Source organism: Bacillus cereus group sp. BceL220, assembly GCF_051776965.1.
Taxonomy (GTDB): domain Bacteria; phylum Bacillota; class Bacilli; order Bacillales; family Bacillaceae_G; genus Bacillus_A; species Bacillus_A cereus.
In genome coordinates, this window is sequence record NZ_JBPWBC010000018.1 from 28,028 (window position 1) to 42,686 (window position 14,659).

The following is a 14,659-nucleotide window of genomic DNA, read 5'->3' on the forward strand; positions in this document are numbered from 1 at the left end:
CATAAATGAAACCATTCTTTAAAAAAGGACGTGATTTATCATACAAATTCACGCTGTGAAAATACCAAAGAATATTGAAAGTCATTTGTTTAAGAAACTTAGTAACTTGGTTTCAAATGGGAAGAAAGAGCGAATGAAGCGATTATTAAATTCATGCGACATTAATAGGACCCTGATAGGGGATTTACTAATCCGATCTCTAATCTGCCAAAAGTATAAAATTAATAATGAAGAAATTAAATTTATATATAATGAGTATGGAAAACCTTTTGTTGAAAACTTTTCTGACTTTCATTTTAATGTGTCTCATTCAGGAGAATGGGTGGTTTGTACTACTGCTAATTTTAATGTGGGTATTGATATAGAAAAAGTTTCAGAAATAGAGGCTTTTAAATTAGCAAAAGAATTTTTTTCAGCGGAAGAATTTTATGATATATCTAATATGAATTCTGATGAACAAATTAATTATTTTTATGATTTATGGACATTAAAAGAAAGCTATATAAAAACGATTGGAAAAGGGCTTTATACCCCATTAAATTCATTCTCTATAAAAAAAGAATCACGAACTTCAATTTCATACAAGCATATACCTAAAAACTTTTACTTTAAACAATATAACATTGATCCAAATTATAAGTTATCTGCTTGTGCAACAAGAGATGAATTTCCGCAAGAGATAATAATTAAAGACATTTATACAATTTGCCAAACTATATACAAATTTGAAAGTAAGGAGAAAATCAATGCAGAAGACTAAACTTTTTTGCTTTCCACATGCTGGGGGATCTGCGTTTAACTACGCAAAATGGAAAAATTACTTTAATCCATATATTGAAGTAGTCCCGATAGAATTAGCTGGCAGAGGATATAGAATTGAAGAAAGCTTGTACCAAGGTATGGAAGAGGCCGTAAATGATGCCTACACTAGTATAGTTAAGCAAATAGATGCTTCGCCGTACATTCTATTCGGGCATAGCATGGGGAGTTTGATTGCCTATGAAGTAGCCAGGAAAATACAGGATTCTAATAACGAATTACCTGAATTTCTTGTTTTGTCCGGTAGAAACCATCCAAATAGTAAAATAAAAAATATCCGATATAATCTTCCTAATGAACAATTTAAAAGAGAAGTTATTGCAATGGGAGGTACACCATCTGGGGTACTTCAATCAGAAGAATTAATGGAGATTTTTCTCCCTATTTTAAGAGCAGATTTTAAGATTGTCGAGACATACATTCATGATAATAATATACAACCATGTGATATTGATTTTCTTATATTTAATGGGAAAAATGATGAATTTACTACATATGATCAAGTAATAAAATGGAAGCAATATACAAGTAAAACGTGTACTTTTCATTCTTTTGAAGGTAGTCATTTCTTTCTAAATGAAAATATTGAAGAAATAGCAAAGAGTATTATAGGAAAGTTAAATTCTAAAAGATTATCAACTAGTTTTTAGAGGTTTTCTTTCATCATCAGACAGTCGTTGGATAACTGGTGAGTTAATTGATGCAATTTGTGGATCTTGCTTATAATGCTAATTGTAAGTATTATGTACTTTAAAACCAAAACTTTCTCAATTTAATGTTGAGAAAGTTTTGGTTTTTATTATTCTAGTAGTAATCACTTTTTAAAGTTATAGAAATTTAAAAATAAAGTATTGTATACATGTAAGTATGATTAAAAATGAAAAGTTGTAAATGCTAAATTTAATTAAATACGCCTTACTCTCTTTAACATTGGCCTGAATGAATAGTTTATAGGAGATTACACTGGCTAAAGATGCGATAATTGTTCCAAGCCCTCCAATATTTACTCCTAGTAATAAAGCTTTCCAATCAGAAGTAAAGTTTGATAGAAGAATTGAAGTAGGAAAATTGCTAATCAATTGACTCAAAAATATGGAACTAAAGAAGACTGAAGTATCTCCTCTTAAATTAGCGCGAGCAAATGTCTCCAGCGCATCCGAATGGGAAATGTTTCCGATAAAAATAAAAAAACCGACAAAGGTTATTAGAAGAAAGTAATCGATCTTAAAAAGTAAGTTTCTATCTAACGTAAATGCAGCTATCAATGTGACTATTAGCGCAATGTAATAATTAATGACACCAAAAATAGATGCAATGATAGTGATAAGTATCAAAATCCAGACGGTAGCTTTTTTTCGATTTTTCACGGTAATTACAGGTAGTTCTATTTTCAAATCTGTTTTTTGAAGTTTTTGAGTAAATATAAATAACAAACTGATTCCAAGTACAGCTAAAAGCAGGATTGAACCTAAAAATGGGATGAGCTTAATTCCATAGTAAGAATATAGATATAAATTTTGTGGGTTTCCCATAGGCATCAAGCTACTGCCGATGTTTGCCGCAATTGTCTGCAGGATGATTGTATCCATCATGTTCATTTTTGTTTTTTTACTAATGACAAGTGTTATTGGTACAAAAGTGAGGAGGGCGACATCATTTGTTACAACCATGGAGCAAATAAAGCATAACAAAATTAGAATAATAGATATTGACCTGCTGTTATTGCATTTATTTAAAATCACAACGGCAAGTTTGTCTAATATCTTTAGCTGTTCAAAGGCCTTAATGGCCACCATTAGATTAAATAAGCTAATTAACACTTCAAAGTTAATATATTCGATCTTTGGTGAATGTATTAAGCAGCTTACAATTGCTAGTATCAGTGAAATGGTAAGTATTAAATCCTTTTTTAAAAATTTGAATTTCATAAGGAGTCTTTTTTTATTTTGAACGAATACTATTTCTTTCACAATACACCACCTGTAATCTATGTTAGTAGAATGAAACGCAAGGGAAATATATATTTAATAATAGATATTCAACAAATCTTCTTATATTGCAATAAAAGTAATAGCTTTTCTTATCAATTGGTTGTTCTAACATTTGAAACTTAAATGGAATAATATTAATAACGTTTTCAAAAAATAATAATATGAGTAGTTTTTTATTTGTGGAGCTGTTAAAAACATATTTTGATTAACTCGATATTGCTAGAAAAGAGAATGTCATAAGGTCCTAAATAAGAGTTTTGTAATGTTTCATCTTTTCAACAAAATCCTTTTTGCGTAGTGACTTTAATGTTGTAAATATGTGCAATATAGACGAATCCCACTAGGGGGATTGATTGAGAAAACAAATGTTTTTTGTATGATACCATAAATAAATTAAATGTTTTATTTTTTAAATATTCTTACAATAACCTATCGATTCTTGATTTCAAATACTTTATATGAAGTTCTAAAAGAGAAAAAGTATGCATGTTTTTATGAAGAAAATAGAGGCTTGTCAAAGATTAGGTAGAACGGAATCCGCGACGTTTGGATACTGTATAAAATTTACAAAATCTCACTGTTTTTTAGATGAAAAAACTTAAAATATTTTTTGTTTTTATAAAAATCTGTACTTTTTCGTAACATTCTGTACTTTTAATTATAAATTAAAGACAAGGTTCTCTTAGTTGAGGTTTGAAAGCGCTTTATAGTTTTTCCTATGAATTTTTTACCTAGCCTATTTTTGAGATTAGTAGTGAGAAAGGAGATATTTCCATGTTCTTAAGAAAATTAACAAAAAACCAGTTAATCACTATTGATTATTATGATTTAAATGTAAATCACCGGTAAACAAAACAAACATAATGGTACAACAACATGAGTGGATAAGAATATTAGTTTTGCAGAAGGGGATAGAGCATCGTGTGTATAAATGATAAGTTTTTCGAAAATTCAGTTTTATAGTTACATCTTGTGATATTTTTTGCTTAAACAGGCCAATCCTATTAATATAGAAAATTTTTATCCTTGTTGTATTTGAATATGAATGAGGTATTTATGCCAAGGAATATAGGTGATTTTATATAGATTATGATAGATAAATTTTTGGTATGGAGTGATAATATGGAAAGATTTTTTGTAGATTTAGTCGGATCAACGAACGATTTTTTATGGTCTAAATTGTTAATTGTTATGCTTGTTATTTGCGGAATTTATTTTACATTTAAATTGAATTTTGTACAGTTTCGAATGTTAAAAGAGATGGTCCGTGTATTAATGGAGGGAAAAAGTGGTTCTAAAGATCAAATCTCCCCTTTTCAAGCGTTTTGTATTGGTATGGCAGCTCGCGTTGGAACAGGGAATATTACAGGAATTGCGATTGCGATTGCATTAGGTGGTCCTGGAGCTGTATTTTGGATGTGGATTATTTCTATTATTAGCTCGGCCTCCAGTTTTGTCGAAAGCACATTAGCACAGATATATAAAGTAAAAGATAAAACTGGTTTCCGCGGTGGTCCATCCTATTATATGGAAAAAGGGTTGAATAAACGTTGGATGGGAGTATTATTCTCTATTTTAATCACAATTACTTTTGGTCTTGTATTCAATTCAGTACAATCAAATACAGTTACAATTGCTTTTCAAAACTCATTTGGTACAGATCGTCTAACAGTTGGGATAATCATGGCCATTGCTTTCGCTGCGATTATTTTTGGTGGTGTAAAACGTATTGCAAAAATGGCTGAATACAAGGTGGTATTTTTAGCGGTATTATACATTGGAGTTGCATTATTTGTTGTAGTTACCAACATATCAAAAATGCCGGAAGTTCTTTCTCTTATTGTTCAAAACGCATTTGGTTTTAAACAAATAGCAGGCGGTTCAATTGGTGCAGCACTTATGAATGGAGTTAAACGTGGTTTATTTTCAAATGAAGCTGGTATGGGAAGTGCACCAAACGTTGCCGCAACAGCAACAACAAGTCATCCGGTGAAACAAGGACTGATTCAAGCATTTGGTGTATTAACGGATACACTGATCATTTGTACTAGCACTGCCTTTATTATTTTGCTGTCTGATGCATATAAACAACCGGGGTTAAATGGTATTGCACTTACACAAGCAGCATTAAGTGAACACATAGGTCCTTGGGCATCGGGTTGTCTTGCTATCTTTGTTTTTTTATTTGGATTTGGTGCGTTAATTGGCAACTATTATTATGGTGAAACAAATATTCGCTTCTTACATACAAGTAAAGTGTGGTTAATGATATACAGAATAAGTGTGTTGGCTATGATTGTATTTGGTTCTGTTGCAAAGATTCAAATTGTATGGGATTTAGCGGACTTATTTATGGGCTTTATGGTTATTATTAATTTAATTGCTATTACCTTACTTTCAAAAGTAGCATTTGCGGCGTTACAAGATTATATAAACCAGAAAAAAGCTGGTAAAGATCCTATTTTTTATAAAGAAAACATTAAAGGACTTGAAAATATTGAATGTTGGGATAGTTATGAGAAAACTTCAAAAAAGAAAAGTGTGTAATAAGAAGGATATTCAGACTGCAATATGTCTGAATATTTTTCTTGGTTCTAGTGCAAATAGTATTGATTATAGTAAAGAAAAAATCATTCTATATAAAGTTAATAGTACGGGGGAATATGATTAAATGATAAAGGATTCTAGCGTTCAAGTTGAGGGTCAAGAAAAAGTTTGCTTAGATCAATGGGTAGCACATTATCGAACGTATGCTGCTAAGGGACGAAGCGCCAGTTATATTCCTGCTCTGGGGGAAATAAATGTATCGCAGTTAGGTATTTGTATAGTAAAGCCAGATGGAACAATGATAAAATCAGGAGATTGGGAGATACCTTTCACATTACAAAGTATATCAAAAGTAATCGGTTTTATAGCCGCTTGTTTAAGTCGCGGTATTTCTTATGTATTAGAACGAGTTGACGTAGAGCCAACTGGAGATGCCTTTAATTCAATTATTCGTTTAGAGATACATAAACCAGGAAAACCTTTTAATCCTATGATTAATGCTGGAGCAATTACGATAGCTTCACTTTTGCCAGGGACTTCGGTGCAAGAAAAATTAGAATCTCTATACGTATTAATTGAAAAAATGATAGAGAAGCGTCCCGCTATTAATGAAATAGTATTTCAATCAGAATGGGAAACGGCTCATCGTAATAGAGCATTAGCATACTATTTAAAGGAGAATGGTTTTCTAGAATCAGATGTGGAGGAGACACTAGAGGTTTACCTAAAACAATGTTCGATTGAAATAAATACAGAAGATATTGCCTTAATAGGGCTTATACTAGCACATGATGGATATCATCCTATTCGCAAAGAACAAGTGCTCCCTAAAGAAGTAGCTAGGTTAACAAAAGCTTTAATGCTTACTTGTGGAATGTACAATGCTTCCGGAAAATTTGCTGCTTTCATTGGATTACCAGCTAAGAGTGGGGTATCCGGCGGAATTATGACACTTGTTCCCTCAAAATCTAGGAAGGATTTATCGTTTCAAGATGGATGTGGTATTGGTATTTACGGACCAGCCATTGATGAGTATGGGAATAGTTTACCAGGAATTATGTTGTTAGAACATATTGCAAAAGAATGGGATTTAAGTATATTTTAAAAAGGAGCACAGATATTTTGGTGTTAGAGCGAGTCCAAAAGTGTTCAGACCTTATATTGTGTCTGAACATTTTTGAGTTATAAAGTATCTTTCTAAAGTAGAAGAGTGTAATGAATACTCACAATCTATAATGCTTTCGTTTATAACTTATTTATCAGTTTTTGAAAAAAATAGAGTAAGTATTGTATTAATGCAAATAGGTTTGTATACTGACTGTTAGGCGAAAGTGAGAAGTGATTATTTTGAATCTTAGTAATTTAGTAAAAAAAGACATCTATATTCTCGTTTTAATGATACTTACAGTACCCTTAGTAGGTGAAATAAAGTCATTTCCCTTAAATGAAACATTTAGAATGAGCTTTGGTGCACCAACATTTTTCTTTTTTTTGTTATTGTTTCGACGAGTTCCAGCATTTTTACCGGGTTTTTTAACAGCGATAGTCGTGGTAGTATTTCGTATCTCAATGGATGTCATTATAAAGGAAAATATGGATTGGCTAGCCGCTTTTCATACTCACTATCCTAGTTTTTTCTTTTATTTTACTTATTCGTATCTCTTTCATTTAGCAAAAATCAAACGTTTTTATCATCAACCACTAATGATTGGTTTTATTGGTTGCATGATTGAAATACTGTCAGACTGTGTGGAATTAATGATTCAATATTTCGTATTAAAAACATCGATCACATCCGAGGCAATAAATGAGATCATTGTTATCGCATGTTCCCATAGTTTTATAGTTCTAAGCTTTTTCAATATGATGAAATTGTATGAAGCACAATCAAGGGAGCGACATATAAAGAAACAAAATGAACATATGCTCATGCTCATCTCTAATTTATATGAAGATGCTGTTCATTTAAAAAAAACATTACAAGATGCTGAGAATATAACAAAAAAATCCTATGATTTATATAAAACTTTGGACTCTTTTGAGCATAAACAGATGGATTTTCAGTTTGAGGATTTAAGGCAACAGGCATTACAAATTGCTGGTGAGGTCCATGACGTTAAAAAGGATAACCAACGTATTTTTGCGGGACTTTCAAAATTAATTTCAGATGAAAGTTTTACAGATTATATGTCTGTACATGAACTAGTAAATATCATTATACGGGCAAATACGAAATATGCACAGTTGTTAGAGAAAGATATCCAATTTGTGTATAAAATTGATGGTGTGCATCCTCATTATCATATTTATACAATCTTATCTATTATAAATAATATCGTTACAAACGCTGTAGAAGCTATCCAAGGTATGGGAACCATCACAATTGACATTAATAAAGACCACCATTTTGTTGAATTTCAAATAGGCGATAATGGTCCTGGTATTTCTTCAAAATATAAAGATTCAATTTTTGAGCCTGGGTTTACTTCTAAATATGATGATTTAGGCAATCCATCGACAGGTATCGGATTATCGTATGTTAAAGAAATGGTCGCACAACTTGAAGGTGATGTTACGCTTGAGGACAGAACCGAAGGAAAAGGATCAATTTTTATAATTAAATTAGGGATTGATCATATAATTTCGAAAGGGTGATTCTATGTATTTTTATATAGTAGATGATGAAAAAGCGGTTCGCTCAATGTTGGCTCAAATTATCGAGGATGAAGATCTTGGGGAGGTTATAGGAGAAGCTGAGGATGGTTTATCTTTAGAGCAACAAATGGTAATCCTTAAAAATATAGACATTTTATTTATCGATTTGTTAATGCCGAATCAAGATGGAATAAAAACAATTCGTCAAATAAAGCCTTCGTTTAAAGGGAAAATCATCATGGTCTCTCAAGTAGAATCAAAAGAATTAATTGCTGAGGCTTATTCGCTTGGTGTTGAATACTATATTATTAAGCCAATTAACCGGATTGAAGTATTAACAGTTGTTCGGAAAGTCATTGAACGAATTCGTTTGGAAAAATCAATAAAAAACATTCAAGAATCGCTTAATATGGTACTAAAATTGGATAGTAATTCAAGTGTGCAAGAAAAATACCGTAATGAAAAACATTTAAATACTTTCAATCATTTTCAAAATTCCATTCATTTTCTTTTGTCTGAATTAGGAATAGCCAGTGAAAGTGGAAGTAAAGATTTAATGGATATGCTAGATTATTTATATAAATATGAACAAGATAACACGTTGGAACAAGGCTTTCCCTCACTAAAAGAGATTTTTATGAATTTGGCTCAAAAAAAACTTGGGGATTCAGCTGAAGATGCCGAATTAAAAAGGTTCATAGAAGCTTCCAAACAACGGATTCGGAGAGCAATTTATCAATCATTAAACCATTTAGCATCCCTTGGACTTACTGATTTTTTAAACCCGAAGTTCGAAAATTATGCTTCTAGATTTTTTGATTTTACTACCGTAAGGAGAAAGATGACAGAATTGAATAATGAACCAACATTACCTGCTCGTATTGATACGAAAAAATTTATTCAAGTTCTTTATTTTGAAGCAAAACGAATACACCTGGAGTTAAGATGATAAACTCTTGCTAATAATTATTTTCAATTGATAGATTGATAATAATTTTTCTTTTTATTCTCTTTTATTTCATATTAGTTTTAAAATCAGAAAATTCCGTATCGATTCGGTAGAAGTGTATGAACTTAGAACAAAAGAATATGTATTTTTATTTTTTTAAACATTAATATTCATTAAAAAAACGAGTATTTTCACAATAAAATATAAATACATAGTAAGTTGAATTTAAAAAAAGATGCTATCTTCTAGCATCTTTTTTTCTTTAAGAGGAAATATCATTGATCCTTATATTATTTGAAATTCAAATGCGGGCATATAAATAAGGGAAAAGGAGATAATATTTAACAAATTATAATTGGAAATGGTATTTTAGGTCAGAAATGTTTTTATACTAATTAGGTTATTGGTACTAAATAAGCATAATGTCTCGCTTTTCTGCTCTTTAATCTTATAGTTATTTTTTATTAAGTACATATCGTTTTTTAAAAATCTCAATCCTAGCAGAGTATATAAATTGGGTGATAAAAATGTGGAACGTAATTACTTCTTATCTTCCAGATTGGAAAGTCTTTGTACAAGCTTTTATCTTGTTTTTAATTCCGTATACTATCTCAAGATTTTTTCATTGGGTTCGTATGGCAGAGAAAGAGTGGGAAGAATGAGTTGGTGGAAGTCAAGAGACAAACAAGTGAAAAAAAATAATATTCAAAGTAAAACGAAACAAGATCATAAACCATCTCAAAATGCAAACGTTCATTTCACAAATGATTTTGCCTCTAACTTAGAACTTATAAAGCAACAAATCGGACATAATTCTGATGTTCGCTTTCGGAAGTTTAATATTGGACGCACAGATATTCAAGCTGGGATCGTTTTTGTTGATGGTCTATCAGATAAAGAGATGATTGACAAACATATTATGAAATTACTAATGGATGATTTTTCTGATGAATATAAAAATGAATCTTCTTATGTGGAGGGGACTGTTTCAAAAGAATATATTAAAAATAAAGTTCTTACAATTAGTGAAGTAGCAGAAGTCCATTACATAAAAGATTTAATACCCAAAGTATTGATAGGTTCAACAGCTCTTTTAATTGATGGTTTAGCAGATGTGTTTATTCTTGGTACAACAAAAGCAAATAAACGAAACATTGAAGAACCAGTATCGGAGGCATTAGTCAGAGGGCCACGGGTCGGTTTTACTGAAGTATTAAGTGATAATACCTCACTTTTGCGACGACACTGTGCGGATGAGAGCTTATCATTAGTAAAGCTACCAGTAGGAGAACGTGCAAAGAAAGAGTTAGTCGTCGCATTTATTAAAGATCTTGCTAGTACAGAATTGGTGGATGAAATAAAAAACAGAATTCAGAAAATTGACATAGACAGTGTACTCGAATCTGGTTATATAGAGCAACTCATTGAAGATAATTATCTCAGTCCCTTTCCGCAGATTCAAAATACAGAACGACCTGATCGTGTTATTAGTGCTTTGATGGAAGGTCGAGTAGCTATTTTGTTAGATGGAACACCATTTGTTTTAATTGCTCCAGTTACATTTAGCATGCTGCTGCAATCACCAGAAGATTATTATGAAAGGTGGCTTCCTGGTACGCTTCTCCGCTTATTACGCTTCATGACAGCTTTTGTTTCATTATTTGCTCCAGCACTGTATATTTCTTTTATTTCATTTCATCCAGGATTAATTCCCACTAAGCTCGCTATTTCTATTATCGGATCGCGAGAAGGAGTTCCTTTTCCCGCTTTAATAGAAGCGTTAATTATGGAAGTAGCTATCGAAGTTTTGCGAGAAGCAGGTTTACGTCTGCCTAAACCGATTGGACCTGCAATGGGAATTGTGGGCGGTTTAATAATTGGTCAGGCTGCCGTAGAAGCAGGAATTGTTAGTCCAATAATGGTTATCGTTGTTGCGGTAACAGCTATTTCTTCTTTTACTATTCCGCAATATAGTGTGGGAATTACGTTACGCATTCTTCGTTTTGTAGCTATGTTTTGTGCTGCGATATTTGGCTTGTATGGTGTTATTCTCTTCTTTCTTTTACTTTGCAGTCATTTAGTGAAACTGAAAAGTTTTGGCGTTCCTTATACTAGCCCTGCTGTTCCGTATCGATTTAGTGACTGGAAAGATTTTATGGTTCGCATGCCATTAAAAATAATGAGACGTCGACCGAAAATAATGCATACAAAAAAAACTATCCGCAAAAGGTAGCTGATGACGAAAGGAAGTGGCCTTCAGTGATTGCTAAACCTAAAGACCGAATAACAACTTCACAAGCAGTTGTTATTATTGTAAATTACATACTTGGGACAGGAATTCTCACTTTGCCCAGAGCATCTGTGGAAAAAGTGAAAACACCAGATGTATGGCTAAGTGTGATATTAGGTGGAATATTGGCAATGGTTTCAGGAGTAATTATGGTCAAATTAAGTCAGCAGTTTCCAGAAAAAACATTTTACCAATACAGTCAAGATATTGTAGGGAAATGGATAGGCAGATTGCTTAGTTTTCTTATTATAGGGTATTTTCTTACAACTTCAGCATTTCAAATTCGTTCAATGGCAGAAGTAATAAGCTTTTTTTTGCTCGAAGGAACCCCCACATGGGCTATTGTTATGCCTTTTATGTGGATAGGTCTCTATTTGATTATGGGTGGTATTAATTCAATTGCACGGATGTTTGAAATAATATTTCCTATTACTATTTTTATTTTTTTAATCATTTCCTTTATGAGTATCGGAATATTCGAGATAGATAATCTCCGTCCCGTATTAGGTTTGGGAATTAAACCAGTGTTAGATGGGATAAAAACAACGTCTCTCGCATATACAGGTCCTGAAATTATGTTAATTCTTTTGGTATTTATGGAACAACGAAAGAAAGCAGTAAAAGCTATTTTAGTTGGAATTTCTATTCCGTTAATCTTTTATGTAATAACTGTTGTAATGGTCATTGGTGCATTATCAATTGATGGGGTTGTAACAAGAACATGGCCGACAATTGACCTTATGCGCAGTTTTGAAATTTCTGGTTTGATATTTGAACGTTTTGAATCTTTACTGCTTGTAATATGGATTATGCAAATATTTGCTACCTATACGATTAGTTATTATGCAGCTGCATTAGGATTAGCGCAACTCTTTAAAAAGAGTATTCATCCGTTTATTTTTGCTTTGATTCCAATCATTTACATCATTTCTATGACTTCGAAAAATATAAATGACTTGCTTAAATTGGGGGATATGCTCGGTAATGCTGCTTTATTTTTATTTGGTTTACTGCCACTGCTTCTTCTTATTATTACGCGATTAAAAGGAGGAGTAGTGTGAAACATAAATTTAATTATATGCGGTTCTATTTGGCTTTGTTAGGGACGCTTTTGCTTCTATTTTTAACCGGATGTTGGAGCAGTAAAGAAGTAGAAGAGTTGAGTTTAACTGCAGGTATAGCACTAGATAAAGGGAAGGATTCAACAATTGAGAAGGAGGATGAGGAAGGAGGTTATCCTAAAAGAAATCTTATAACAGCTACTTATCAAATTGTTAGTTCGCAAGCACAAAGTAAAGGAAATGGACAACAAAAACGTTATATAAATGTTTCTGAGACCGGTGATTCCATTCATCAAATTGTTCGTGAGTTTTCATTGAAAAGAGAGAGCACAATGTTCAGCCCACATTTAAAAAATATTGTTATTAGCGATAGTCTTGTACGTACATACAGTTTAGAACAATTACTTGAACAGTATCTCCGTGACAATGAAGTTCGGCTTAGCTGTATGCTCTTAATTAGCAAGGGTCTAGCGAAGGAGGTACTGGAATCAAACAAAAAAGGAGAAATCCCAGCATTTCGTTTGTCTGGAATTGCAGATAATAGAAATAGAACAACAAGGATTTTACCCCCTGTATCGCTCGCTAAATTGGAAGGAAAGATGCGGTCAGGGTCCAGTTTTCTTTTGCAAAATGTAATCTCGATAAATGGGGAAACAAAATTTGCAGGAGCTGCTGTAATTAAAGGGAAGACAAAAAAGTTGATGGGCTTTTTAAATGAACAGGAATTGGAAGGAGTAGTATGGATAAACGGAAAAAGGAATGGTGGTGTGGTAAAAACTTTTGATAAAGAATCAAAGAAACTCATTATATACGAAATAAAGTCAATAAAAAGCAAAATCATACCACATGTTAACGGAAATAATATTTCCTTTGATGTAAACATTGAATCAGAAGGGCGTTTGTCTGAAAATTGGATGCAATCAGGAAAAGATTTTGAAAATGAATTTTTGAAAAGGGAAGAAAAAGCTATTGAAAAAGAAGTAAAGCACTTAGTACATCATGTTACAAAAAAAATACAAAAAGAATACCAAGTCGATATTGTGGGTTTTGGCAACCAATTAAGAATTAAACACCCGAGAACATGGGAGAAAGTCAAAAAAAATTGGGATCAAACATTTAGTAAGGTACCGATTAAATATCATATAAATGTAACTATACAAGATTATGGAGCGTCAAGTTTAAAACGGTGAGATACCTTAATTGAAATTATATTTGCATCAAAACAAAAAGTTACAAAAATTTTAATTTAAAAATTTTTGTAACTTTTTGTTTTTTTATGTCCTTCTTATTATAGATTAAAGAAATGATTTTATCCCGCTATTTGTCGGGCAGTAAGACTCCCACCTCAAAATTCAGCGAAAGCAAAGAAGTTATTAGAGGTATATGTAAGCTCTATATAGGAAGGAGAATTTTGAAATTCTATTGATAAACCAAGTAATTGTAATAGCCCTTATTTAGAATAATAATTTCAAAATCAATAAAATTTAGAGTAGAAGGAGCAAGAGCAAATTATTATGAATAAACAAATAGGATTCATCGGATGTGGAAACATGGGTATTGCTATGATAGGTGGGATGATAAAAAAAAATATAGTTTCTCCAGATCAAATAATTTGTTCAGATTTAAACGTCATTAATTTAAAAAATGCTAGTAATGAATATGGCATAACTATAACTACTAACAACAATGAAGTCGCTAACAGTGCTGACATTTTAATTTTATCAATCAAACCAGATTTATACTCATCGGTAATTAACCAAATAAAAGATCAAATAAAAAATGATGTAATCATTGTAACTATTGCTGCAGGAAAAAGTATTAAGAGCACTGAGAATGAATTTGGTAGAAAGTTAAAAGTTGTTAGAGTAATGCCTAATACACCGGCACTTGTTGGAGAAGGAATGTCTGCGTTATGTTTTAATGAAATGGTTACAGAAAAAGATATAAAAGAGGTACTGAACATATTTAATATTTTCGGCCAGACGGAGGTCATAAATGAAAAACTAATGGATGTTGTTACATCTATTAGTGGTTCTTCTCCAGCATATGTGTATATGTTTATAGAAGCCATGGCAGATGCTGCTGTACTTGGCGGTATGCCGAGAAAACAAGCTTATAAATTTGCGGCTCAGGCTGTATTAGGTTCTGCAAAAATGGTATTGGAAACAGGAATACATCCAGGTGAATTGAAGGATATGGTTTGTTCTCCAGGTGGAACGACGATAGAAGCTGTAGTAACGCTAGAAGAAAAAGGTTTAAGAACAGCTATCATTTCAGCTATGAAACGTTGTACGCAAAAATCTATGGAAATGTCTAGTTTAACTAGTAAGTGAGAAGCGAATTTATA

At 32.0% G+C, this 14,659-nt stretch carries 12 protein-coding genes and 1 pseudogene; 12 read left to right on the top strand and 1 reads right to left on the bottom strand.

Going from position 1 to position 14,659, the window contains the following annotated elements; translation table 11 throughout:
* The first annotated feature begins 55 nt into the window (after positions 1–55).
* From ACS2FK_RS26895 to ACS2FK_RS26905, 3 genes and pseudogenes are all read left to right on the top strand, one after another.
* Complete coding sequence (locus ACS2FK_RS26895; protein WP_063547300.1) at positions 56–760, top strand: 4'-phosphopantetheinyl transferase family protein; 705 nt, start codon at positions 56–58, stop codon at positions 758–760.
* On the top strand, positions 747–1,469 hold the full coding sequence (locus ACS2FK_RS26900; RefSeq protein WP_023521954.1) for a thioesterase II family protein: 723 nt from the start codon (positions 747–749) through the stop codon (positions 1,467–1,469). The genes ACS2FK_RS26895 and ACS2FK_RS26900 overlap by 14 nt, the downstream gene beginning before the upstream one ends.
* Before the next feature lies 1 nt (position 1,470).
* A pseudogene (locus ACS2FK_RS26905) lies at positions 1,471–1,545 on the top strand (short-chain dehydrogenase); the annotation flags it as partial.
* A 101-nt stretch (positions 1,546–1,646) separates the two neighbouring features.
* On the opposite strand, the gene ACS2FK_RS26910 reads toward ACS2FK_RS26905, so the two are convergent.
* Complete coding sequence (locus tag ACS2FK_RS26910) at positions 1,647–2,789, bottom strand: anion transporter (RefSeq protein WP_063547301.1); 1,143 nt, start codon at positions 2,787–2,789, stop codon at positions 1,647–1,649.
* A 1,143-nt stretch (positions 2,790–3,932) separates the two neighbouring features.
* On the opposite strand from ACS2FK_RS26910, the gene ACS2FK_RS26915 reads away from it, so the two are divergent.
* From ACS2FK_RS26915 to proC, 9 genes are all read left to right on the top strand, one after another.
* On the top strand, positions 3,933–5,357 hold the full coding sequence (locus ACS2FK_RS26915) for an alanine/glycine:cation symporter family protein (protein ID WP_063547302.1): 1,425 nt from the start codon (positions 3,933–3,935) through the stop codon (positions 5,355–5,357).
* Positions 5,358–5,481: 124 nt separating this feature from the next.
* The gene (gene glsA / locus ACS2FK_RS26920; protein ID WP_000588656.1) at positions 5,482–6,462 is read left to right on the top strand and encodes a glutaminase GlsA; all 981 of its coding nucleotides are present in this window, start codon (positions 5,482–5,484) and stop codon (positions 6,460–6,462) included.
* A gap of 233 nt (positions 6,463–6,695) precedes the next feature.
* Positions 6,696–8,012 (top strand): sensor histidine kinase, encoded by a 1,317-nt coding sequence (locus tag ACS2FK_RS26925; protein ID WP_000584810.1) that lies wholly within the window; start codon positions 6,696–6,698, stop codon positions 8,010–8,012.
* 4 nt (positions 8,013–8,016) lie between these two features.
* Positions 8,017–8,961, top strand: coding sequence for a response regulator (locus ACS2FK_RS26930; protein ID WP_000274088.1), 945 nt, complete (start codon positions 8,017–8,019; stop codon positions 8,959–8,961).
* 527 nt (positions 8,962–9,488) lie between these two features.
* Positions 9,489–9,623 carry a hypothetical protein gene (locus tag ACS2FK_RS26935; protein ID WP_000267389.1) on the top strand — a complete coding sequence of 45 codons (135 nt, stop codon included), beginning with the start codon at positions 9,489–9,491 and terminating at the stop codon, positions 9,621–9,623.
* Positions 9,620–11,194, top strand: coding sequence for a spore germination protein (locus ACS2FK_RS26940; protein ID WP_063547303.1), 1,575 nt, complete (start codon positions 9,620–9,622; stop codon positions 11,192–11,194). The genes ACS2FK_RS26935 and ACS2FK_RS26940 overlap by 4 nt, the downstream gene beginning before the upstream one ends.
* 26 nt (positions 11,195–11,220) lie before the next feature.
* On the top strand, positions 11,221–12,312 hold the full coding sequence (locus ACS2FK_RS26945) for a spore germination protein (RefSeq protein ID WP_063547304.1): 1,092 nt from the start codon (positions 11,221–11,223) through the stop codon (positions 12,310–12,312).
* Entirely contained in the window at positions 12,309–13,502 is a 1,194-nt protein-coding gene (locus tag ACS2FK_RS26950) for a Ger(x)C family spore germination protein (protein WP_063547305.1), read from the top strand. The genes ACS2FK_RS26945 and ACS2FK_RS26950 overlap by 4 nt, the downstream gene beginning before the upstream one ends.
* A 324-nt stretch (positions 13,503–13,826) precedes the next feature.
* Positions 13,827–14,645: a pyrroline-5-carboxylate reductase gene (gene proC, locus ACS2FK_RS26955; protein WP_063547306.1), complete on the top strand. Its 819-nt coding sequence runs from the start codon at positions 13,827–13,829 to the stop codon at positions 14,643–14,645.
* The last annotated feature ends 14 nt before the right edge of the window (positions 14,646–14,659 follow it).